Annotated in this window: 22 protein-coding genes; 10 read left to right on the top strand and 12 right to left on the bottom strand. The window is 60.7% G+C overall.

What is annotated here, in order from left to right:
• Window positions 1-23: 23 nt before the first annotated feature.
• The 6 genes from MTX36_RS18780 to MTX36_RS18805 are packed head-to-tail and all read left to right on the top strand — an operon-like array spanning window position 24 to window position 6953.
• The gene (locus MTX36_RS18780; protein ID WP_243621198.1) at window positions 24-830 is read left to right on the top strand and encodes a putative hydro-lyase; all 807 of its coding nucleotides are present in this window, start codon (window positions 24-26) and stop codon (window positions 828-830) included.
• On the top strand, window positions 827-1582 hold the full coding sequence (locus MTX36_RS18785; RefSeq protein WP_243621199.1) for a LamB/YcsF family protein: 756 nt from the start codon (window positions 827-829) through the stop codon (window positions 1580-1582). Before MTX36_RS18780 ends, MTX36_RS18785 begins: the two co-directional genes overlap by 4 nt.
• Window positions 1579-2217 carry an allophanate hydrolase subunit 1 gene (locus tag MTX36_RS18790; protein WP_243621200.1) on the top strand — a complete coding sequence of 213 codons (639 nt, stop codon included), beginning with the start codon at window positions 1579-1581 and terminating at the stop codon, window positions 2215-2217. Before MTX36_RS18785 ends, MTX36_RS18790 begins: the two co-directional genes overlap by 4 nt.
• The gene (locus MTX36_RS18795; protein WP_243621201.1) at window positions 2214-3077 is read left to right on the top strand and encodes a biotin-dependent carboxyltransferase family protein; all 864 of its coding nucleotides are present in this window, start codon (window positions 2214-2216) and stop codon (window positions 3075-3077) included. Before MTX36_RS18790 ends, MTX36_RS18795 begins: the two co-directional genes overlap by 4 nt.
• 33 nt (window positions 3078-3110) lie before the next feature.
• Window positions 3111-4667, top strand: a complete 1557-nt coding sequence (locus MTX36_RS18800) for a bifunctional 3'-5' exonuclease/DNA polymerase (RefSeq protein ID WP_243621202.1) — start codon at window positions 3111-3113, stop codon at window positions 4665-4667.
• A 60-nt stretch (window positions 4668-4727) separates the two neighbouring features.
• A complete protein-coding gene (locus MTX36_RS18805; protein ID WP_243621203.1) occupies window positions 4728-6953 on the top strand; it encodes an MMPL family transporter in 2226 nt (741 codons plus the stop codon).
• Here the strand turns inward: MTX36_RS18805 and MTX36_RS18810 are convergent.
• The 4 genes from MTX36_RS18810 to MTX36_RS18825 are packed head-to-tail and all read right to left on the bottom strand — an operon-like array spanning window position 6950 to window position 9441.
• On the bottom strand, window positions 6950-7795 hold the full coding sequence (locus MTX36_RS18810) for a DNA-3-methyladenine glycosylase (protein WP_243621204.1): 846 nt from the start codon (window positions 7793-7795) through the stop codon (window positions 6950-6952). The genes MTX36_RS18805 and MTX36_RS18810 overlap by 4 nt on opposite strands.
• Window positions 7792-8349, bottom strand: a complete 558-nt coding sequence (locus tag MTX36_RS18815) for a methylated-DNA--[protein]-cysteine S-methyltransferase (protein ID WP_374230500.1) — start codon at window positions 8347-8349, stop codon at window positions 7792-7794. The genes MTX36_RS18810 and MTX36_RS18815 overlap by 4 nt, the downstream gene beginning before the upstream one ends.
• A 50-nt stretch (window positions 8350-8399) precedes the next feature.
• A complete protein-coding gene (locus tag MTX36_RS18820; RefSeq protein ID WP_243621206.1) occupies window positions 8400-8897 on the bottom strand; it encodes an RNA polymerase sigma factor in 498 nt (165 codons plus the stop codon).
• Between the two features lie 43 nt (window positions 8898-8940).
• Window positions 8941-9441 carry a methylated-DNA--[protein]-cysteine S-methyltransferase gene (locus MTX36_RS18825; protein ID WP_243621207.1) on the bottom strand — a complete coding sequence of 167 codons (501 nt, stop codon included), beginning with the start codon at window positions 9439-9441 and terminating at the stop codon, window positions 8941-8943.
• Between the two features lie 144 nt (window positions 9442-9585).
• Here MTX36_RS18825 and MTX36_RS18830 point away from each other — a divergent pair, with 144 nt between their 5' ends.
• The gene (locus MTX36_RS18830) at window positions 9586-10152 is read left to right on the top strand and encodes a ribulose 1,5-bisphosphate carboxylase large subunit (RefSeq protein WP_243621208.1); all 567 of its coding nucleotides are present in this window, start codon (window positions 9586-9588) and stop codon (window positions 10150-10152) included.
• Window positions 10153-10164: 12 nt separating this feature from the next.
• Here MTX36_RS18830 and MTX36_RS18835 read toward each other — a convergent pair whose 3' ends face one another.
• The 4 genes from MTX36_RS18835 to MTX36_RS18850 all read right to left on the bottom strand — a co-directional run bounded on the left by MTX36_RS18835 (window position 10165) and on the right by MTX36_RS18850 (window position 13833).
• Complete coding sequence (locus MTX36_RS18835; protein ID WP_243621209.1) at window positions 10165-10902, bottom strand: SDR family oxidoreductase; 738 nt, start codon at window positions 10900-10902, stop codon at window positions 10165-10167.
• A complete protein-coding gene (locus tag MTX36_RS18840) occupies window positions 10899-11924 on the bottom strand; it encodes a phosphotransferase family protein (RefSeq protein ID WP_243621210.1) in 1026 nt (341 codons plus the stop codon). Before MTX36_RS18840 ends, MTX36_RS18835 begins: the two co-directional genes overlap by 4 nt.
• A complete protein-coding gene (locus MTX36_RS18845) occupies window positions 11921-13132 on the bottom strand; it encodes an acyl-CoA dehydrogenase family protein (protein ID WP_243621225.1) in 1212 nt (403 codons plus the stop codon). Before MTX36_RS18845 ends, MTX36_RS18840 begins: the two co-directional genes overlap by 4 nt.
• Before the next feature lie 80 nt (window positions 13133-13212).
• Window positions 13213-13833, bottom strand: a complete 621-nt coding sequence (locus tag MTX36_RS18850) for a TetR/AcrR family transcriptional regulator (RefSeq protein ID WP_243621211.1) — start codon at window positions 13831-13833, stop codon at window positions 13213-13215.
• Between the two features lie 89 nt (window positions 13834-13922).
• Here MTX36_RS18850 and MTX36_RS18855 point away from each other — a divergent pair, with 89 nt between their 5' ends.
• The gene (locus tag MTX36_RS18855) at window positions 13923-14384 is read left to right on the top strand and encodes an SRPBCC family protein (RefSeq protein ID WP_243621212.1); all 462 of its coding nucleotides are present in this window, start codon (window positions 13923-13925) and stop codon (window positions 14382-14384) included.
• Window positions 14385-14388: 4 nt separating this feature from the next.
• Here the strand turns inward: MTX36_RS18855 and MTX36_RS18860 are convergent, their stop codons facing one another.
• The 3 genes from MTX36_RS18860 to MTX36_RS18870 all read right to left on the bottom strand — a co-directional run bounded on the left by MTX36_RS18860 (window position 14389) and on the right by MTX36_RS18870 (window position 17089).
• On the bottom strand, window positions 14389-15033 hold the full coding sequence (locus MTX36_RS18860; RefSeq protein ID WP_243621226.1) for a TetR/AcrR family transcriptional regulator: 645 nt from the start codon (window positions 15031-15033) through the stop codon (window positions 14389-14391).
• 97 nt (window positions 15034-15130) lie between these two features.
• Window positions 15131-15892, bottom strand: a complete 762-nt coding sequence (locus MTX36_RS18865) for an SDR family NAD(P)-dependent oxidoreductase (protein WP_243621213.1) — start codon at window positions 15890-15892, stop codon at window positions 15131-15133.
• A 51-nt stretch (window positions 15893-15943) separates the two neighbouring features.
• On the bottom strand, window positions 15944-17089 hold the full coding sequence (locus MTX36_RS18870) for an acyl-CoA dehydrogenase family protein (RefSeq protein WP_243621214.1): 1146 nt from the start codon (window positions 17087-17089) through the stop codon (window positions 15944-15946).
• 138 nt (window positions 17090-17227) lie between these two features.
• Here MTX36_RS18870 and MTX36_RS18875 point away from each other — a divergent pair, with 138 nt between their 5' ends.
• Window positions 17228-17827, top strand: a complete 600-nt coding sequence (locus tag MTX36_RS18875; protein ID WP_243621215.1) for a TetR/AcrR family transcriptional regulator — start codon at window positions 17228-17230, stop codon at window positions 17825-17827.
• 19 nt (window positions 17828-17846) lie between these two features.
• Window positions 17847-18224 (top strand): hypothetical protein, encoded by a 378-nt coding sequence (locus tag MTX36_RS18880; RefSeq protein ID WP_243621216.1) that lies wholly within the window; start codon window positions 17847-17849, stop codon window positions 18222-18224.
• 234 nt (window positions 18225-18458) lie between these two features.
• On the opposite strand, the gene MTX36_RS18885 is transcribed toward MTX36_RS18880, so the two are convergent.
• The gene (locus tag MTX36_RS18885; RefSeq protein ID WP_243621217.1) at window positions 18459-18719 is read right to left on the bottom strand and encodes a recombinase family protein; all 261 of its coding nucleotides are present in this window, start codon (window positions 18717-18719) and stop codon (window positions 18459-18461) included.
• Window positions 18720-19019: the final 300 nt, after the last annotated feature.

The raw sequence follows: 19019 nt of genomic DNA on the forward strand, positions 1-19019 counted from the left end.
CTAGGAATCGACTGCTTCGAGGAATGGACACCACCGTGATCGGCAATCGCACCAACCCCGATCCGAGCTCAGCTCGGCAGGGATTCAGAGCCGGAGCAGTGTTCCCCACATCGGGAATTGCACCAGGTTTCGCGCAGACCAATCTGATTGCCGTTCCCAAGGACTGGGCGTACGAGGTTCTGCTGTTCACACAGCGGAACCCCCAGCCCTGCCCCGTCCTCGACGTCAGCGACGCCGGCGAATTCACGACGATCCTGGCTCCCGACGCCGATATCCGGACGGACTTTCCGTTGTATCGCGTCTGGGTCGACGGTGAACTGACCGCCGAAATCGAGGATGCGACGCAGTACTGGCGCGACGATCTGGTGGCGTTCCACATCGGCTGCAGCTTCACTTTCGAGCACCCTCTTGTCGCGGCGGGGATCCCGCTTCGCCATGTCGAGCAGAATCGAAACGTCCCGATGTACATCACCGATCGGGAATGCCGACCCGCCGGACGCGTCAGCGGGCCGACCGTCGTGTCGATGCGTCCGATCCCCGCCGAACAGATCGAACTCGCACGCGCAATCACCGCCCGCATGCCCGCCGTCCACGGTGCGCCCATCCACATCGGCGACCCTGCCGAACTCGGTATTGCCGATCTCGGCCGTCCCGACTTCGGCGACGCCGTCGAATTCCAGCCCGGCGACGTTCCAATGTTCTGGGCTTGCGGCGTGACACCGCAAGCGGCAGTGATGGCATCGAAACTCCCGTTCGCCATCACACACGCACCCGGTCACATGCTGATCACCGACGTTCCGGACAGCAAATACACCTTGGATCTGCCATGAACATCGACCTCAATTGCGATCTCGGAGAAGGCTTCGGAGACTGGCGGATGGGCGAAGATACGGCGCTCCTCGACATTGTGTCGAGTGCCAACATCGCCTGTGGATTTCATGCCGGCGATCCGGCGACGATGCGTCGTACCTGCGAAATGGCCGTCGAACATTCGGTATCCATCGGAGCGCACATCGGTTTTCGTGACCTGGTGGGCTTCGGCCGGCGAAACATCGACATCACTCCGGGTGATCTGAAGGACGAAACCCTGTACCAGATCAGTGCTCTGGCAGGATTCGCTCACGCGGCAGGCTCGGCCGTCACCTACGTCAAACCTCATGGCGCGCTCTACCACTCCGCATCGCAGAGTGCCGAGCTCGCCGACGCTATCGTCTCTGCCATGACCGAATCCTCGAATTCCCTGGCGCTGCTCGGTCCACCACTCTCTCACCTGCAGAAAGCTGCCGAGCTCCACGGAATCGAGTTCGTCTCCGAGGGTTTCGCCGATCGCTCCTATACCCGATTCGGCAAACTCACTCCGCGAACCGAACCCGGCGCAGTCCTCGCCGATCCCGAATCCGCGACAGCGCAGGCAATCGATTTGGCCAGCACGGGAACGGTCATCACCGCCGACGGAATCACCATCTCGATGCCGGTGAAAAGTATTTGTGTCCATGGCGATTCGCCCGGCGCAGTCACTATGGCCAAGTCCATCAAGGCCGGACTGATCAACGCCCGCATTCGTGTGGAGGCCTTCGCATGAACCGCCTGACAATCCTTCCGGCCGGTGAACGCGCACTTCTGGTGGACCTCGAGTCCGAGGCCGAAGTTCTTGCGTTCATCCATGCCCTCACACGCAATACTCCCGCCGGTGTCGAGGATTTCCTTCCCGCCGCCCGCACAGTCCTGGTGACCTGCACACCGACGGCAGATCTGACGCACGTGCGTCATGATCTGAACGAGTTGGCGCACACCATGTCCGACGCGGTCACGGACAGTGGTTCCGACGAGGCCCCGTTCGTCATCGAAGTCCGCTACGACGGACCAGACCTCGACGACGTCGCAAAGACCCTGAAAATGAGCCGTGCAGAAGTCATTTCAGCCCATACGTCGGCGGTGTGGCGCTGCGCCTTCATCGGATTTGCACCAGGCTTTGCGTACCTCACGTCCGAAGACACTCGTTTCGACATCCCGCGTCGACCCCAATCGCGCACTGCGGTGCCCGCCGGTTCCGTTGCGTTGGCCGGTGGATACAGCGCTGTCTACCCACGCGCCTCCCCGGGCGGCTGGCAGATCATCGGCAGCACCGACGCCGTGATGTGGGACTTGAATGCCACACCGCCCGCAGCCGTGCAGCCCGGGCGACGTGTGCAGTTCGTAAACGAGGAAGAACGATGAATAGTCTGGAGATTCTCGAAACCGGTCCGCTGAGCCTGATCCAGGATCTCGGCCGGACCGGCCACTTACGCTCCGGCGTCGGAGTTTCCGGTGCTGCCGACAGGCGATCACTCGGGCTCGGCAATCGGCTCGTCGGCAACCCCGAAGACGCCGCGGGGATCGAAATCCTGATGGGCGGGTTCAGCCTCCGTGCACATCAGTTGATGACACTCGCATTCACCGGCGCCCCCGCGCAGGCGTACCGCGACGGTGTCCCTGTTGGTCATTCGAGCATCATCGTCGTCAATCCCGGCCAGGTTGTTCGGCTGGACTACGCGCCCAGCGGACTGCGGACGTATCTGACTGTTCGGGGCGGAATTGCAGTGCCCGAGATTCTCGGATCACGCAGCACCGACACACTTTCCGGGATCGGCCCGGCGCCCCTCAAGCCAAATGACATACTCCCGATCGGACCGACTCCGGCTGCATTTCCGTTGGTAGACGTTGCACCTGTCCATCAGGTTTCGGGCGGAATCCTCGATATTCGAGTTGTATTCGGTCCTCGCGCAGACCGATTCGTCAATCCGGAAGCCTTGACTGCCGGGCGATGGGCAGTCTCGACGGACTCCGACCGCATCGGCGCGCGCCTCGATCGCGTCGGCACCGATGCGCTCCTGCAGCGACCCGCCGGACTCGAATTGCCGACGGAAGGCGTGGCCCTCGGCTCGATCCAGGTTCCGCCCAGCGGCCAACCCGTCGTCTTTCTGGCAGATCACCCCATCACCGGCGGATATCCCGTAGTCGCAGTAGTAACGGACGCAGATATCGACCGACTCGGCCAAGCTCGTCCGGGTCAGACGATCCGATTCATCGGCGACTGAATTCCTGTCGGACCCTACGGGCACAATGGTGCCGTGAGAGTTGTCCTGGTTCCCGGTAGTACGACGTCCACGGGAGCTATGACGGCAACGGTCGTTCGCACCGATCCCGGCGGGACTCCCGTCATCGATGCCGTCGAACATCCTGATCTGGTCTCCGCAGTCCAAACCATCGAGGCTGCCGAGCATCCTCGATGGGTCTGGCCCAGCACTTCGTCGGTGTATCCGACGTTGCTGCGGGCGGGCGTGCGGGTTCAGCGTTGCCACGACATCTCGCTGACTCGCGCCATTCTGGGCATGCGGGCCGGCAAACCGTCACCTCCGGACGAAGAGTTCGACGACGACCGCCTCGGCCTATTCGACACTGCACCTGTTCTCGATCCCCGGGGAGTTGTTGCCGAGTTTGCCGCGCAACGAGCCACCATCGGCTCGGACGCTCGTCTCGATCTATTGATCGCAGCCGAATCAGCCGGAGCCCTCAGCGCCGCGGAAATGACCCATGCCGGCCTACCGTTTTCGGCGCAGAAGCACCGCAAACTTCTGGAAGAGCGACTCGGTCCCAAACCGACGGGCTACGACCTCCCCGTCCGGATGCAAGAACTCGCAGCCCAGATCAGCGAAGTCTTCGGACGCACCGTCAACCCGTCGTCGTCCGTCGAAATCACCGAAGCTTTCGGACGCCAAGGCATCGAACTACCGTCGACGCGTAAGTGGTTTCTGCAGGAAATCGACCACCCGGCGGTGCCATTGCTGCTGCGTCACCGCGAACTCGCGAAGCTGTACAGCACCAACGGCTGGCAGTGGATGGACAGTTGGGTGCGTGGCGACCGCTTCCGGCCCATCTACGTACCCGGCGGTGTGGTGTCCGGCCGGTGGGCCAGCCGAGGCGGCGGCGCTCTGCAAATTCCCAAGACCATGCGCTCGAGCGTCGTCGCCGACCCCGGGCACACATTCGTGGTTGCCGACGCCGGCCAACTCGAGCCTCGTATTCTCGCGGCAATGTCACGCGATCGCCGCATGATGGAGGCAGCGGGCGACGACGATCTGTACGCGCTAGTCGGTGCCGAGGCCTTCGGTGGCGATCGGGCCAAAGCCAAAATCGCGATTCTCGGTGTGCTGTACGGGGCCACCGCCGGTGAAGCCAAAGCACTTCTCATCTTGCTGCGGAAGCGGTTCCCGGTAGCGGTCGACTACGTCGAAAAAGCAGCCAAGGCCGGCGAACGCGGTGAGGTAGTCCATTCACTCCTCGGTCGAGCTTGTCCCCCACCGTCTCCCGATTTCTACTCACACGGCGACGCTCATGCGCGTGGACGGTTCACTCGAAACTTTGTCGTGCAGGCGACGGCGTCGGAGTGGGCACTGTGCCTACTCGCAGATCTGCGTCGCCGCCTGGCCGACGACCCCGACGGGGAATTGGTGTTCTTTCAACACGACGAGGTAGTGGTCCACACTCGCAACCCAGAGTCCGGCACCGCCCATGTGCTGGCCTCAGCGGCGTCGGCAACTCGATTATTGTTCGGCGACACTGTGGTTAGGTTTCCGATGGATGTGGGTATCCGCGAGATTTACGGCAAACCTGTTCCACCTGAGTGAGGTGGGTTCCGCTGCCCCAGCTCTCGTGTTGGTGCTGGTCGAGTGTGCTCGAGGAGAACCATGACCAAGCTGGATACACCTGACGCAGAACAGAATGGCAGCCCGGCGGTGAAACGCCACCGTCTGCCCATATTCACGGTGATCGCACTGGCGATCTTCGCCTTTATCGCGGGCGGATTCGGTGGCGCGTTCCAGGGAAAACTGGCTGAGGTTCAGAAGAACGACAATTCCTCGTACCTACCGAGCTCTGCCGAGTCAACTGTCGTCAGTAATCAGTCTGCGGAATTCCTCTCGGTGGAAACCATTCCCGGATTTGTTCTCTTCCATCGAGATTCAGCCCTGACAAATGTGGACAAGTCTGCGATCGACACTGCGCGCCAGTCTATTTCGAGCATCTCCGGCGTCGACGCAAACGGAATGCAACCGACGCAGTTCTCGGCGGACGGCACCACTGCATCCATCTTCGTGCCCCTTGTCGCACAAGACGGTGACACGGCGGTGGCCGGCGATGTCCTGGCAGCAACCGAACAGAACGTCATCGATGCAGCCGAACACGCCGCCGGAGACATGCAAGTGCTACCCGCCGGACCCGGCGGTCTGCTCGTCGCCCTCATCGACGCCTTTTCGGGGTTGGAAGGCGCTCTCCTGGGCGCGGCTCTGCTTGTTGTCATTGTGATTCTCCTGGTGGTCTATCGCTCACCCGTCCTGTGGTTTTTCCCACTGTTCTCTGCGGTCCTGGCAATCGGTTTGTCGTCGATGGTGATCTACTACCTGGCGAAAGCCGATATCTTGACGTTGACCGGTCAATCACAAGGCATCCTGTTCGTGCTGGTCATCGGCGCGGGCACCGACTACGCACTGTTGATAATTTCTCGATATCGCGAAGAACTGCACAACTATCCCAACCGATTCGACGCGATGATCCGTGCGTGGCGCGAATCCGTGCCGGCCATCACGGCTTCAGCCGCCACTGTCATTCTCGGCCTGCTGTGCCTGACGTTTTCCCAACTCAACTCCAACAAGAGTCTGGGCCCAGTCGCAGCCATCGGAATTGCCTGCACCTACCTGGTGATGATGACCTTCATGCCTGTCACGCTGGCAGCGGCCGGTCGCTGGGTATTCTGGCCCCGCACACCACAAGTCGATCACGCCGCAGACCTCGCGACGCACGGCCTGTGGGGCAAGATCGCGGCAACCGTCGGCAAGAGAGACCGCAGTTTGTGGATCGGTGCAAGCGTGCTGCTGATTGTTCTCTTCGCGGTCGGCATCGGAAGCCTCAAGACTGACGGACTGACCGCAGCCCAGAATTTCACCAACACTCCCGACGCCGTTGTGGGGCAGGAACTCTACGATTCCCAGTTCAATCCGGGAACCGGCGCGCCGGCCGTCATCACCGCCAATGCCGCCCAATCTGACGCGGTCATTAAAGCGGCAAGCGCGGTCCCGGGAATCTCACAGGATCCCGGCGCTGTCTGCACGCAAGTCGATGTGGCTAAAGTCAGTGCTTTGATCAAGACCAACCCCGCCGCCGTTGCCCAGGCCGCTACAGCGGGTTGTGCCCCGGCAGGTTTCACCGTTGCTCCGATCGACGGACGCACCATGATCAACGCAACGCTCACCGACTCTTATGATTCGCCGCAAGCCTTGGAAACGATCACACGCCTCCGCACCGCAGTGCATGCAGTTCCCGGCGCTGACGCCCTGGTCGGCGGCAGTACCGCGACAACCCTCGACGTTCAAGCGGCGTCGGTGCACGACCGCAATCTGATCATCCCCATCGTGCTGGTTGTCATCTTCCTTGTTCTCGCCGCACTGCTCCGCGCCTTGCTCATTCCCGTGATTCTGATTGCAACCGTAGTTCTTTCGTTTGCCGCAACTCTGGGCGTCAGTGGATTCTTCTTCACGCACGTCTTCGGGTTCGCCGGCAGCGACCAGTCGTTCCCCCTCTATGCGTTTGTCTTCCTCGTAGCTTTGGGTATCGACTACAACATCTTCCTGATGACCCGGGTGCGCGAGGAAACGGGTGAATTCGGCACTCGTGCAGGCGTATTGCGCGGACTGGCAGTCACGGGCGGCGTAATTACTTCCGCCGGAATTGTTTTGGCTGCAACGTTTGCCGTACTCGGAGTTCTGCCACTCGTCTTTCTTGCCCAAATCGGTTTTGTCGTGGCCTTCGGTGTTCTGCTCGACACGATCATCGTGCGCAGCGTCCTCGTACCGGCGCTCTCCCATGACATCGGCAAACGGATCTGGTGGCCGTCCGCGCTGGCACAGGCAAAAGATTAGAGGAACGCTTCCTTCGTCCACAGGTGGAAGAGTGCGTAGGCGCGCCATGGCCGCCAGTTCTCCGCCAAGACAGCGGCCTCCTTGCCCGACGAAACACCAAGGGCCCGCTTGAGAACCAGGTCGTCGGGAACAAATGCGTCGCGGTCACCCAAGATTCGCACGGTCAGATAGTCCGCTGTCCACGGACCGATGCCTGGCAAGGCGAGGAGTTCGCTGCGGAACCGAACCGGTTCCGCATCCCAGCCGAGATCAAGCCCACCGGCCGCAGCAATCGCCAAGGTGTGCACGGTTTTTGACCGAGCCTTGGTTAATCCGACAGCCTCCCCGATCGCCTCCGGGGATTGCGCAGCCAACGTCTCCGGTGCGGGAAAGGCAACAAAATCCCCGTCCACAACGTCACCGAAAGCCCTGACAATTCGTCCCCCGAATGTTCGCGCCGCGGCCAACGAAACCTGTTGCCCCAGGACGGTGAGGACGGCGGTTTCAAACCCGTCAATACTGCCGAGCACCCGTAGACCCGGCCGCGCCGCAATCAGCGGAGCAATGATGTCATCCGAATCGAAATACGGTTCGATCATCGAGTGATCGGCATCCAGATCCAACCACCTTCGTACCACTGACTCGAGGACAACAGAATCCGTACCCGCGGTGGCACTGACCGACACATGGTCCTCGTGCCACGATACCGACACGATCGAGGGACCAGCGGGCAGTGAAATTACGCGTGCATGCACTCCGTCGTCGTGGCGCTCCAATCCCGCCACACAGTGAGCACGCAGCGCACCGATCATCGGATCCGTCGAGTACGGCGCAATGAACGGAAGCTGCAGCACCACAGTCATCTTCGGTGACCGGATTCGAGATCCAAGAGGACTGCCTTCAGTTCCGGACCACCCGCATACTGCCCGAGGCTTCCATCGCTACGGACCACGCGGTGGCACGGCACGACTAACGGCAGCGGGTTTTTGGCACACGCCGTTCCCACCGCACGCACGGCGCGCGGACTTCCGGCGGCAGCAGCAACCACCGAATAGCTTGCGGTCTGGCCATATTCGATCTCGGGCAGGTGACGCAGAACTTCACGTCGAAAACCCTTGGCGAGCTGAAAATCCAAAGGCAGATCGAATTCCGTTCGCGCTCCGGCAAAGTACTCGTCCAACTCCCGCGCGACAGTGTCGAGCCGGCGCGGAAAATGCAGGACACGAGGGCTCACGGTATCGGCCAATCGCTCCAACACCAGATCATGACCCTCGACCGCAAAAGCAACACGAACCAGGCCCGCATCAGTTGCGGCGAGCAGCAGTTTCCCGATCGGCGAGTCGACGGTCCGGTAGGCCACATCGATCAACTGCGCATCCGACGCCTCATCAGCGAGTCTCGAACGCAACCGTGCCATCGCGTCCGGATCTACTACGGGGAGTTCACCGAACAGCTCGGAATCGATACTCATGCGTGACTCCCTTCCGGAACAGTTTTGGGCAAGTAGGTTTTTCGAAGGGCGGCAATGCCGTCGGAGCCGGCCTTCCGGGCAGCGGTCGGGGTATTGCCCAAAATCTCCGCGATGTCGGCATAAGGCAACCCGCCCAGAAAGTGATAGGCCACCGCGGCACGTTGCTTGAACGGTAACTGTTCGAGCGCATCCCACAGTTCGTGGTCCCAAGATCCCGGAAGCCCGATACGGGTAGGCAGTTCCGGAACCTCGTCGGTGGGAATCGCGAGGCGGCCCCGAACGCGAATGATGTCAATCGCTTTGCGGTGCGCAATAGTCACCAGCCACGCTTCGATATTCGCGCCCGGATCGAGTTCCGGATAGGCACGCATCGCCGCGATGAACGTCTCGGACCAGGCATCCTCGGCATCTACCGGTCCGACTACCGCACGGCACACCCGCAGCACCACCGAACCATGCTCGGCCACGACTTCTTCGAACGGTTTCAACGACACGATCAGTAGACGCTCGGGCCGATACATATGTGAGATCGACTCATCAGAACAGCACATCCGAAATTCCGCCGGACTCTCGTTCGAGAAGGTACCGCTTGCGCTCGAGCCCTCCGGCAAAGCCCGTGAGGCTCCCGTCGCTACCGACCACACGATGGCACGGCACGATGATGCTGATCGGATTCTTCCCGTTTGCTGCCGCGACAGCACGCACGGCAAGAGGATTGCCCAAAGTTTGCGCTAGATCCAGATAGGTCCACGTTTGCCCATACGGAATGGTCCGGAGCGCAGCCCACACTCGGTGCTGAAATTCTGTTCCCGACGGATTCAACGGCAATGTGAACTCAGTACGCTCTCCCGAAAAATACTCCGAAAGTTGGGCCTTTGCCTCACCGAAGTTCGCTGGTGCACCGTCCCCGAAAGTCGATTCGTCAGGCTTGTGCCGATGCTCTGCCATATACAGTCCACACAGGCCGTTTACGGTCGCAACCAGCGTCAACGGGCCGATCGGAGACTCGACCACGGTGTGGGTACGGACGACTGCCATGTCATGATCCTTCCAGGTATCGAGTGGCGACGGCCTAGACGTCCGTCCAGCACCGCTCGCATCGCTCATAACTCGAAGACGTTTCGCACTGCAAGTATGTGAGATTTACCTGCACTTCCACTGACTATCAGGCAGGATCAAGTGATGGCTCTAGTTTTGCCCGGACGCTCGAGCGTTGTCCGCTCCGTCGGCGACATCGTGCACTGGTCCGTATCTGCAGTGATTTTTGCGGTCACGCTCCCATCGCGCCTCGATGCGCTACTGGTGAGCGTCGAACGACTGGTCGCAAGAATTGGCCAGATAGCCGAGAACGCCGATCGTGTCGTTGTCGGCGTCGCCGCCGTCACTGTCCGTGCTGAAACTCTGGTCGAAGCCGTCGAACAAACTTCGGACATTGCTCAACAACTCCTCGAACTGTACGAACCCCTCGCAGTACAACTGGCACCGTTAGCTGCGAGGTTTGCCAACGACATCAGCGAAGCCGAAGTCAGTGCCGCGATCAAACTGATCGACCAACTCCCGGAACTCACCGAACGAGTAACGGCAGTCCTGCCGATTCTCGCGACGTTGGACTCGGTATCCCCCGAGATCCACGAACTTCTGGGTGTCGTCAAAGACCTCCGGCAAGCAATCGTCGGAGTTCCGGGATTCAGCTTCTTTCGACGCAGGGGTGAGGCAAGGGACCTTCCGCGAATCACTGGTTCCGAATAGTCGGAAACCTGCTCAGGCCCGATAGCCGTCGGTTCCGGCCCTAGTCATCACAACTTTCGGAACTACTGCGCGAGCAGACAACCGGAGGAGTCCGTCGACCAGTTCGACGATGTCGTCAACCTTGATCATTGTGTCCGGAGTGATCTGGTCATGAATCCAGGCAGCCATATCGGTGTCGACATACCCGGGAGCAATCGCGGTGGCACAGACACCGTTTCCGGATTCCTCGGCGTTGAGTGCTTCGACTATCGATATCAACGCAGCCTTCGTGGCACCGTAAACGGCGAGACCACTTTCGGAGTACACACCGGTCAGAGACGACAGCGCAATGACTTTCGCACCTCCGTCGCGATCGGCACCGGCAGCAGTCCGCAGCAACGGCAACGATGCCTGGAGCAGCGCGAACGGCGTACGAAGATTCACCGCCACGGTTTTGTCGAAACGCCGCATGGGGTAGTCCGCGACACTCCCACTTGTTCCCACGCCCGCATTGAGAATCAATGCGCGCATGGAACCGAATCGATCACCGTGTGCGGCAACCAGTTCCGTCGCGAACTCCTCGTCCGCCATATCTCCGGCAACTACGGCGACGTCGGGAGATCCCGCGCTACGCAGTCCCTCGGCAACCACTTCGAGCTTCTCACTGTCCCGAGCCGTGATGGTCAACCCGTAACCGAGCGTCGCGAGACGCGTGGCAATTCCCAGCCCGATACCTTTGGATGCACCGGTAACCAGCGCGGACCTACTCATTCAAATTTTCCGTTCAACGCATTCAATCCTGCTGAGATGAGCTCCGGCACAGACGATGCAGCGGTATCAAACCCTGCTCCGACTGTCGCTCCGGCACGGAACCGATGATCGATTCCTTGCGCGATCACGGCCAGTTTGAAGAATCCGAGCGCCATGTAGAAGTTCCAGTCGGTGAGCTCGCGGCCCGAGACCGTCGAATACCGCTGGGCCAGATCAACAGCGGAAGGCAACGACGGACTGGTCCACGCTGCCGGCTCACCCAGGACCAGATCCAATGCGGGATGTCGGTAGACGCACATCATCGCAATGTCGGACAACGGATCGCCGAGAGTGGCGAGTTCCCAGTCCACAACTGCTGCAACCTTTGTGACGTCGCCAGCGGCAAGAATCGTGTTGTCGATCCGGAAGTCACCGTGCACGATTGACGATTCCGATTGCGCCGGAATCAGTTCCGACAACTTCGACGCCAACCGGTCGACATCAACAGAATCTTGCGTCTTCACACGAGACCACTGCCCCGACCACAACTTCACCTGACGTGCAACGTAACCCTGCGGACGGCCCAATTCACCGAGGCCGACGGCGTTGTAGTCAACGTCGTGCAGCGCAGCCAGCACTCGTACCAATTCGTCGGCGCACTGCGCGATCTGAACTGCGGGAACGGCATCGAGCTCGGACTTGGTTCGAATTACCTGGCCCTTGATGAACTCGACGACCGTAAAGGACGCCCCCATCACCGATGCGTCCTCACACAGGACGACCGTGGGAGCCACCGGCACTGCGGTGCCCTGTAGAGCGGAAGTGATCCGGAACTCGCGCGCAACGTCATGCGCCGACGGCGTCAAACCTGCTGTGGGCGGGCGACGAACGATCCAACTCGAAACGTCGTCGTAAATCCCGTAGGTGAGGTTGGATTTTCCACCGGAAATCAGCTCTGCACGCAAATCGCCTTCAACTGCGACATCCGAGTCGAGTAGATATTTCCGCAATGCCGGAAGGTCCAGGCCGGGAAACTCGCTCATCGCGCACCGTCACGAGCGGCGCGACGCGCTGCGCCGACGGTGCGCTTGGCAATTGCCCAGCGGTGTACCTCGGACGGTCCGTCGTAAACACGGAACGGGCGAACTTCGCGGGAGAGTCGCGCCAATGGAAGATCCTCGGAAACTCCCATGCCGCCGCACATTTGAACGGAGTTGTCGACGATACGGAAGATTGCCTCAGCTGCAAACGTCTTGGCGATCGAGGTGGAGTTACTCGCATGTCCACCCTGATCAAGCTCCCAGCAGGCCTGAACCAGCAAGGCGCGACTGGCGGCGATGTCGATCTCGTTGTCCGCGATCATTTTCTGGATCATTCCGAGATCACCGAGCTTGGAACCGAATCCTTCGCGTTCCGCTACACGGGCGACAGCAATGTCGTGCCCACGACGAGCCGCACCGAGCCAACGCATCACGTGCGTCATGCGTGCGGGGCCGAGTCGCACCTGCGCGTAAGCGAAGCCCTGGTCGACCTCACCCAGAACGGCCTCGTCAGGAACAAAAAGATCTTCGAAGGTGACCTCGCAGTGTCCACCGATCATGGACTTGTCGAGCGTGCCGATGTGACGGCCCACGATCAATCCGGGAGAGCCTGCGGGTGCGAGAAACATTGTGGCACCGCCACGTTGGCCGGGTTCACCCGACGTGCGGGCCATGATGATGAAGAACCCTGCACCGTCGGCCCCGGTGATGAACCACTTCTTGCCGTTGATCTTCCAGCCGCCGGGAGCCTTTTCTGCTCGGGTGTTCAATGCAGCGGGGTCCGAACCTGCACCGGGTGCGGGCTCCGTCATCGCAAAAGCCGAACGCATGTCGCCTCGGGCGAGCGGCGCCAGGAACTGCTCCTTCTGCGCGGCGCTCGCCACATGCGCGAGCATGTGGACGTTGCCCTCGTCAGGCGCGGCAATATTCAGCGCGGTGGGGCCGAAGAGCGAGTATCCGGCTTCCTCGAAAACCGGCGCTCGATCGCTCATGTTCAGCCCATGTCCGCCGTACTCGATCGGCGCATGGGGAGCAAAGACACCGGCGGTCCGGGCCGCGTCCTGCATCTCGATACGAGTAGCGTCGCCGCCGGCAACCGCGATGTCGCCACCGTGCTTGTCCTCGATCGGGAGAACTACGTCGCGAGTGAAGGCGCGCGTCTTCTCGATCAGCGCCGTCACCTCCGGTGCATACGTCAGATCGATTGCCACCATCCACCTCCAAGTTAGACCGACCGAACGATCGCTCGGTCTATGCACTGTGGCATACCGGCACCTCAGCGGTCAACCACTCAGATCTGCTTCGCACTCACCGTGCACCTGGCAATCCCCAAATACCGCTCCACCAACTCACCCGGCGACAACTCACCGTCCGGCCGGTACCACTGCGCCACGGCCACACACATCGTCACGACAGCCCGACTCGCATCCTCGGGATACTCGGCAGCGAACACGCCCGATTCCACCCCGTCCAGCACGATCTGATCCACCTGCTTCTGCTGCGCATCACGTTGCGCGATGTATTTCGCCCGACCCTCCGGTTCCATACTTCGAAGCTCCGAGGACGCCACAAAGGACTGCTCACGCCGAAACATGTGGAAGCGCAACAAGGATTCGATCACGGCGTCAAAACGATCCGAAGGATCCGACCCAGCTTCCATCTCCGCAACACCGGTTCGTTCGAGCAACTCCCCCATGACAACCGTCGTCAAGCCGATCAACAACGCCTGCTTCGACGGGTAATGGTGGTAGAGACCTGGCACGGAAAGCCCGGCACGTGCAGCGATGTCTCGAATCGATGCACCGTGGTACCCCTGTTCGACAAACGCTTCCAATGCTGCAGCGAGGGGTTTGGGCAGACCCAGGTCTTCGTATTGCCGCCAGGATCCGCGCGTCGCGGGTTCGTTCGTCATACCCGATACCGTAGATCCACTTGCGCTGACACCGAATATGTCGGAGCAGTTAGCTACAGTCGGTGTCCATCGACAGACAGGGACCAACCATGATCCACGTTCGCCATTCCGCGGTTGCTGCCGTGCCTGTCGATGTCGCCTTTGCCTACATCGACGACTACCGCAATGTCCCGAACTGGATGTTCGGCGTTTCCGAGTTCGTTCCCAACGGTGAGTTCGATCAGGGCCTCGGCGCGACCTTCGATGCGGCGATGCAAATCGGTCCCAGCACCTTGCGGTCCAAGCTCGAGGTCACGGAGTGGGAGAAGGACCGCATCATCACACTGTCATCGCTCGGTGGCGTCTCCAACTCGTCCACGTGGGAGTTCACTGCGGTCGACGACTCCAAGACCGAACTGTCAGTCGATTTTGCCTACAAGCTTTCCGACGGACTGGCCGGCAAAGCTCTAGGCATGCTGGTCGGGCCATTTGTCGAGAATGCAGTCCGCGGCAGCGAGGAAACTCTGCGCCGGAACCTCGAAGAGGAGTTCGCCGCCCGCGGGAAAAGCTGATTGGTTACGGCTGTTCGGACAGCTTCAACGCGTTCGCCCAAATCCGGGTTGCGGTCTGAACCACGTCCTCGAACGGCACAGGCTTTCCGTCCGCACCAGGTTCCTCCGACACGAACACGCTGTATGCAAAGCGGCTGACCATGGACGAGAGCGCTCGCGAAGCCAGCAGCGGATCCAGTGAGCTGTCCGCTTTCCCCGCCGCCTGCAACCGTTCGATGGCTCTCGCGTTCCGATTGATGAATGTTGCGCCACGATCGCGTCGAAGCTTCGCGAATGCCGGGTCGATATGTGACACCTGCTCGAGCAGACCCATCAACTTGGCGTTGCGTCGGAACGCCGTCAAGTATGCGCGGTTACTCGATTCGAGCACGGCATAAGGATTGTCTGCATCATGCGCACGACCCACGCCGGGATGAAGCATGTCTTCCTGCGCCACGGCGAGAACGGCAGCAAAAATCTGCTCTTTGTTATCGAAATAGGTATAGAAGGAACCTGTCGAGCAGTTCGCTTCCTTGGTGATGTCCGTCAACCGCGCATCGAGATAGCCCGCTCGCTCGAACACTGTGCGAGCAGCAGCCACCAAAGATGCCCTGGTCCGAACGCCTCGCGCGGTCACCGGGAGATCACGCAGGAGTTCCGTCGCGGCCATCGACGGCGGCGGACGGTCTTCCCAGTTCTCCTGATTTTCAGCGCGAGAGGTCACCCGCTACTTATACGGCAATGCCGACGGCGCCCGGGCATCGCCGTCAGGTGATCGTGATCCCACCGTCGACGGCAATGGTCTGTCCGGTGACGTATCCACCGGCTTCGGAAGCCAGCCACACCATGGTTGCAGCAAGTTCTTCCGGATCGCCCATGCGTCCGAGTATCAGCCGCGGAGCCATCGCGTCGAGGTAGCCGTCGTTGTATTGATCGGTCATTTCCGTCTTGAAGAATCCGGGGGCGATGGCGTTGACCCGAATCCCCTTGCGTGTGCCCCACTGCTGAGCCAGATCCCGGGTCAATCCCACGATCCCCGCTTTACTCGCGGCATAGGCCGCTTGCGGAAGTCCGGCAGTGGTGAGTCCGAGGATGCTCGAGATGTTCACGATCGAACTGCCCGGCAGCATCACGCGGCCACACGCCTGCGCAGCCCAGTAAGAGCCGTTGAGGTTGATGTCGATGACGGCCCGGAACTGGTCAGGCGTCTCGCGGGTCGCCGGAACTGCAGTACCCACGCCGGCGTTGTTGACGAGCACATCCACGCGGCCGAACTTCTCCATTGCAGCGTCGACCATATTCTGAGCCTGGGCGGGATCGACGATGTCGGTGGCCACACACAGTGCCTCGCGGCCGGCGTCACGAACCAACTTGGCGGTGTCTTCGAGCTTGTCGATACGACGCGCGGCAAGCACGACGTCGGCGCCGGCTTCGGCTGCTGCCTTCGCAAAGGCCACACCGAGACCCGACGACGCACCGGTCACGATGACTACTCGATCGGTCAGGGAAAACTTGTCGAGAACAGACATACGCGGTGATGCTCCTTCGGTCGTCGGGCTCGGAGAGACTTTCGAACGAAACTACAGGCCGAGGTCGCGGCCGATGAGTTCCTTCATGATTTCGTTGGATCCGGCCCAGATCTTGGTGACGCGGGCATCCATCCATGCGCGGGCCGCGCGGTACTCGGTCATGTAGCCGTAGCCACCGTGCAACTGGACGCAGTGATCGAGGATCTCGTTCTGGACCTGCGCGGTCCACCACTTGGCCTTGGCTGCGTCGATCGCAGTCAGTTCACCGGCACCGTGGGCGGCGACGCAGTTATCGACATACGCCTGGGTCACGTCGACGCGCGTCACCAGATCTGCGAGCAGGAATTTGTTCCACTGCAACGATCCGATGGGCTGCCCGAAAGCCTTACGGTCCTTGGCATATTGGATTGTCTCTTCGAGAATCGGAACGGCATGCGCGATGTTGGAAATAGCCGCTCCGATGCGTTCCTGCGGCAGCAACTGCATCATGTGGATAAAGCCGCCGTCGAGCTCACCGATGATGTTGTTCGATGGAACGCGGACGTTCTCGAAGAACAGTTCAGCGGTATCTGACTCGTGCTGGCCGACCTTGTCGAGCTTGCGGCCGCGCTCGAAACCGTCCATGCCGGCTTCGACTGCAAAGAGAGTAATGCCCTTGGACTTCTTTTCCGGGCTGGTGCGAGCGGCGACGACCACGAGGTCGGCGTTGTAGCCGTTGGTGATGAAAGTCTTGGAGCCGTTGATGATCCAGTCGTCGCCGTCCTTGACCGCGGTGGTCTTGAGGGCTGCGAGGTCGGATCCACCGGAAGGCTCGGTCATACCGATCGCGGTCAGCATTTCACCGGTGCAGAACTTGGGAAGCCAACGCTGCTTCTGCTCTTCGGTGGTGAGCTTGACGAGGTAGGGCGCAACAATGTCGGCGTGGATACTGAAACTCGATGCGACGGCCGCACTGGCACGCGAAAGCTCTTCTATGAAAACAGCATTGAAACGGTAGTCGCCGGCTTCACTTCCGCCGTAGGCCTCGGGAACCTCGAGCCCGAGAAAGCCGTTGCGGCCGGCTTCTAGCCAGATCTCACGATCGATGAAGCGCTGATCGATCAGCTTCTCTGCGACCGGCAGGATGTTCCGGTTGACGAATTCACGAACGGATTCGCGAAATGCCTCGTGATCGGGTCCGTACAGAGTGCGACGCATGACCGTTGCTTCCCTTCATCGCAGCGCATGCTGCGTCTCGACGCCGCCTAAGCGGGTGCTTAGAATCTAAGCACCCGCTTATAGTGTGGCGAAGGCGCGATATTGTCAACATTCGATCCGCAACACCTGGAGGAACCCTTGAGCGATTCACCTGATGCGGTGATCAGCACCTCCAAAGCAGCAGCACGTATCCGCGCGGCCGCCGTCGACGCCTTCGCCGACGCCGGATACGGCGGAACGACCACACGTGACATTGCCGCCCGTCTCGACATGAGCCCGGCCGCGATGTACCCGCACTACCGCTCGAAAGAAGAGCTACTTTTTGCCATCAGCTACGAAGGCCACACCGAAGCCTTGAAAGTGGTTGAGGACGCTAACCTTCCCGAAGAGGGCCCGTCCGTACGACTGCGAGAGCTGATCAGCGTTTTCGCCAGCTGGCAGGCGTCCCACCATTGCTTGGCCCGCGTCGTCCAATACGAACTAACTGCACTCACGCCGGGGCACTACCGAACCGTAGTTGCCTTGCGCCGCAATATGACCCAGGTGGTCAGAAACGCAGTTGACGCGGGCGTCGCGTCCGGCGAGTTCACTATTCCCGACGCCGAAGGCGTGACCCTGGCCTTGATGTCACTGTGCGTCGATGTGTGCCGGTGGTTCCCGGCCGGCAACTACACCGACCCGAAAGACATCGGAGACCTCTACGGGGACTTGGCTTTGCGGATGGTTGGGGCAAACTAAACTAACGACGGACCCCAACGTGCCCACCGAACGGCACGGCGATTTCGAGCAAGCCGACTGGGACTTGAGATTTCTGTCTGCCCTGACCCGGATGCTGACATCGAGGCATTGGGACACTGGCAAGTACGTAATCGAACGCCTGGAGTTGGCCGATTCGGCCATGATATTGGTCGTACGGGTCTGGGGGCGCGATCAGTCGCAACTCGTGGGATGGCGCGAGCATCTACCCACGATCCGATCCGGCTTCACCCCCGACGATCCGGAATCCGTTGCAGACGCCTGGCATACAGGCGAGTTCTATCCTTGCTACCTACCCGAACCCCATGTACCCGACACTGACGGCATTCATTGGATCGGTCAGGGACGGCCGTCGTACCGACGCCCACGCAAATTCTGAGGTTCGAGAAATCGACTTGGTCCCAGCCGTACTGCAAACCGCGACTACACGGGCTCATACCATTGGATAAGCCATTAACCAATGGTATGGCCGCGAAGTGGCATCGGATAAAAACAAGCCCCGACTCACCGCCGGCTCCGAACGCGCAGCGGCACCGGCGTTCATTGCGAACCACACCATCTCACTGAGCCCCGGGCTACAGGCCCTGAACGAGAAAGCAGCGACCACCCGCATTCATTCGAAGTCGAGGCCAGTCGCATCACCGCCCCTTTCGCATCCATTCTGCTCCGCACCGAGAGTGCGTCGAGCTCGGAGATCCAGAACCTCACCAGCGGAGCGCGGCAAATCGCATTCAAGTTGCGGGCGTGAGACTTTCGCGCCACTCGCGTGGTCGGTGTGGATGTTTTCGGCGTCGATACCGGCCTGTACCAGAGCGTCGATCTGATGGGCGGGGTTCTGCTCTGTGCTCGAGACCCGTGCGTAACCGAACAACATCTGTCGGAAACTACGCCTGTTTAAGGTTTTTCGACAGATGTCGTTCGGCGCATCCCGAAAACAACCACTCCCGATGCACACCGAACTCGGTGACACCGCCACACGATGCAATCCGTTGAGGGTCTTTCACCCGTCAGCAGATTCTTCACCCGTCAATACAGCTGTACCGGAAAATCAATCGTGTCGAGGGTGCAACGCCTCGTTCATGCTCTCCACCCCACGCGCATGCGCCGACAGGTCCTCCCGAGCCGACCGCATCGCGGCACTGCGACTACGCGACCCCGACTCCGAGGCTTCCGA

This window comes from Rhodococcus sp. ARC_M6, assembly GCF_022810305.1.
Classification (GTDB): Bacteria; Actinomycetota; Actinomycetes; order Mycobacteriales; family Mycobacteriaceae; genus Rhodococcus_F.

Excerpts from the sequence above, each read along its gene's own strand:
- MTX36_RS18780 (WP_243621198.1), top strand. The coding sequence starts at position 24 with ATGGACACCACCGTGATCGGCAATCGCACCAACCCCGATCCGAGCTCA.
- MTX36_RS18850 (WP_243621211.1), bottom strand. The coding sequence starts at position 13,833 with ATGACGAACGAACCCGCGACGCGCGGATCCTGGCGGCAATACGAAGAC.
- MTX36_RS18840 (WP_243621210.1), bottom strand. The coding sequence starts at position 11,924 with ATGAGCGAGTTTCCCGGCCTGGACCTTCCGGCATTGCGGAAATATCTA.
- MTX36_RS18785 (WP_243621199.1), top strand. The coding sequence starts at position 827 with ATGAACATCGACCTCAATTGCGATCTCGGAGAAGGCTTCGGAGACTGG.
- MTX36_RS18810 (WP_243621204.1), bottom strand. The coding sequence starts at position 7,795 with ATGACTGTGGTGCTGCAGCTTCCGTTCATTGCGCCGTACTCGACGGAT.
- MTX36_RS18855 (WP_243621212.1), top strand. The coding sequence starts at position 13,923 with ATGATCCACGTTCGCCATTCCGCGGTTGCTGCCGTGCCTGTCGATGTC.
- MTX36_RS18835 (WP_243621209.1), bottom strand. The coding sequence starts at position 10,902 with ATGAGTAGGTCCGCGCTGGTTACCGGTGCATCCAAAGGTATCGGGCTG.
- MTX36_RS18825 (WP_243621207.1), bottom strand. The coding sequence starts at position 9,441 with ATGGCAGTCGTCCGTACCCACACCGTGGTCGAGTCTCCGATCGGCCCG.
- MTX36_RS18865 (WP_243621213.1), bottom strand. The coding sequence starts at position 15,892 with ATGTCTGTTCTCGACAAGTTTTCCCTGACCGATCGAGTAGTCATCGTG.
- MTX36_RS18790 (WP_243621200.1), top strand. The coding sequence starts at position 1,579 with ATGAACCGCCTGACAATCCTTCCGGCCGGTGAACGCGCACTTCTGGTG.
- MTX36_RS18815 (WP_374230500.1), bottom strand. The coding sequence starts at position 8,349 with ATGGCACGGTTGCGTTCGAGACTCGCTGATGAGGCGTCGGATGCGCAG.
- MTX36_RS18870 (WP_243621214.1), bottom strand. The coding sequence starts at position 17,089 with ATGCGTCGCACTCTGTACGGACCCGATCACGAGGCATTTCGCGAATCC.
- MTX36_RS18830 (WP_243621208.1), top strand. The coding sequence starts at position 9,586 with ATGGCTCTAGTTTTGCCCGGACGCTCGAGCGTTGTCCGCTCCGTCGGC.
- MTX36_RS18795 (WP_243621201.1), top strand. The coding sequence starts at position 2,214 with ATGAATAGTCTGGAGATTCTCGAAACCGGTCCGCTGAGCCTGATCCAG.
- MTX36_RS18860 (WP_243621226.1), bottom strand. The coding sequence starts at position 15,033 with ATGGCCGCGACGGAACTCCTGCGTGATCTCCCGGTGACCGCGCGAGGC.
- MTX36_RS18805 (WP_243621203.1), top strand. The coding sequence starts at position 4,728 with ATGACCAAGCTGGATACACCTGACGCAGAACAGAATGGCAGCCCGGCG.
- MTX36_RS18885 (WP_243621217.1), bottom strand. The coding sequence starts at position 18,719 with ATGTTGTTCGGTTACGCACGGGTCTCGAGCACAGAGCAGAACCCCGCC.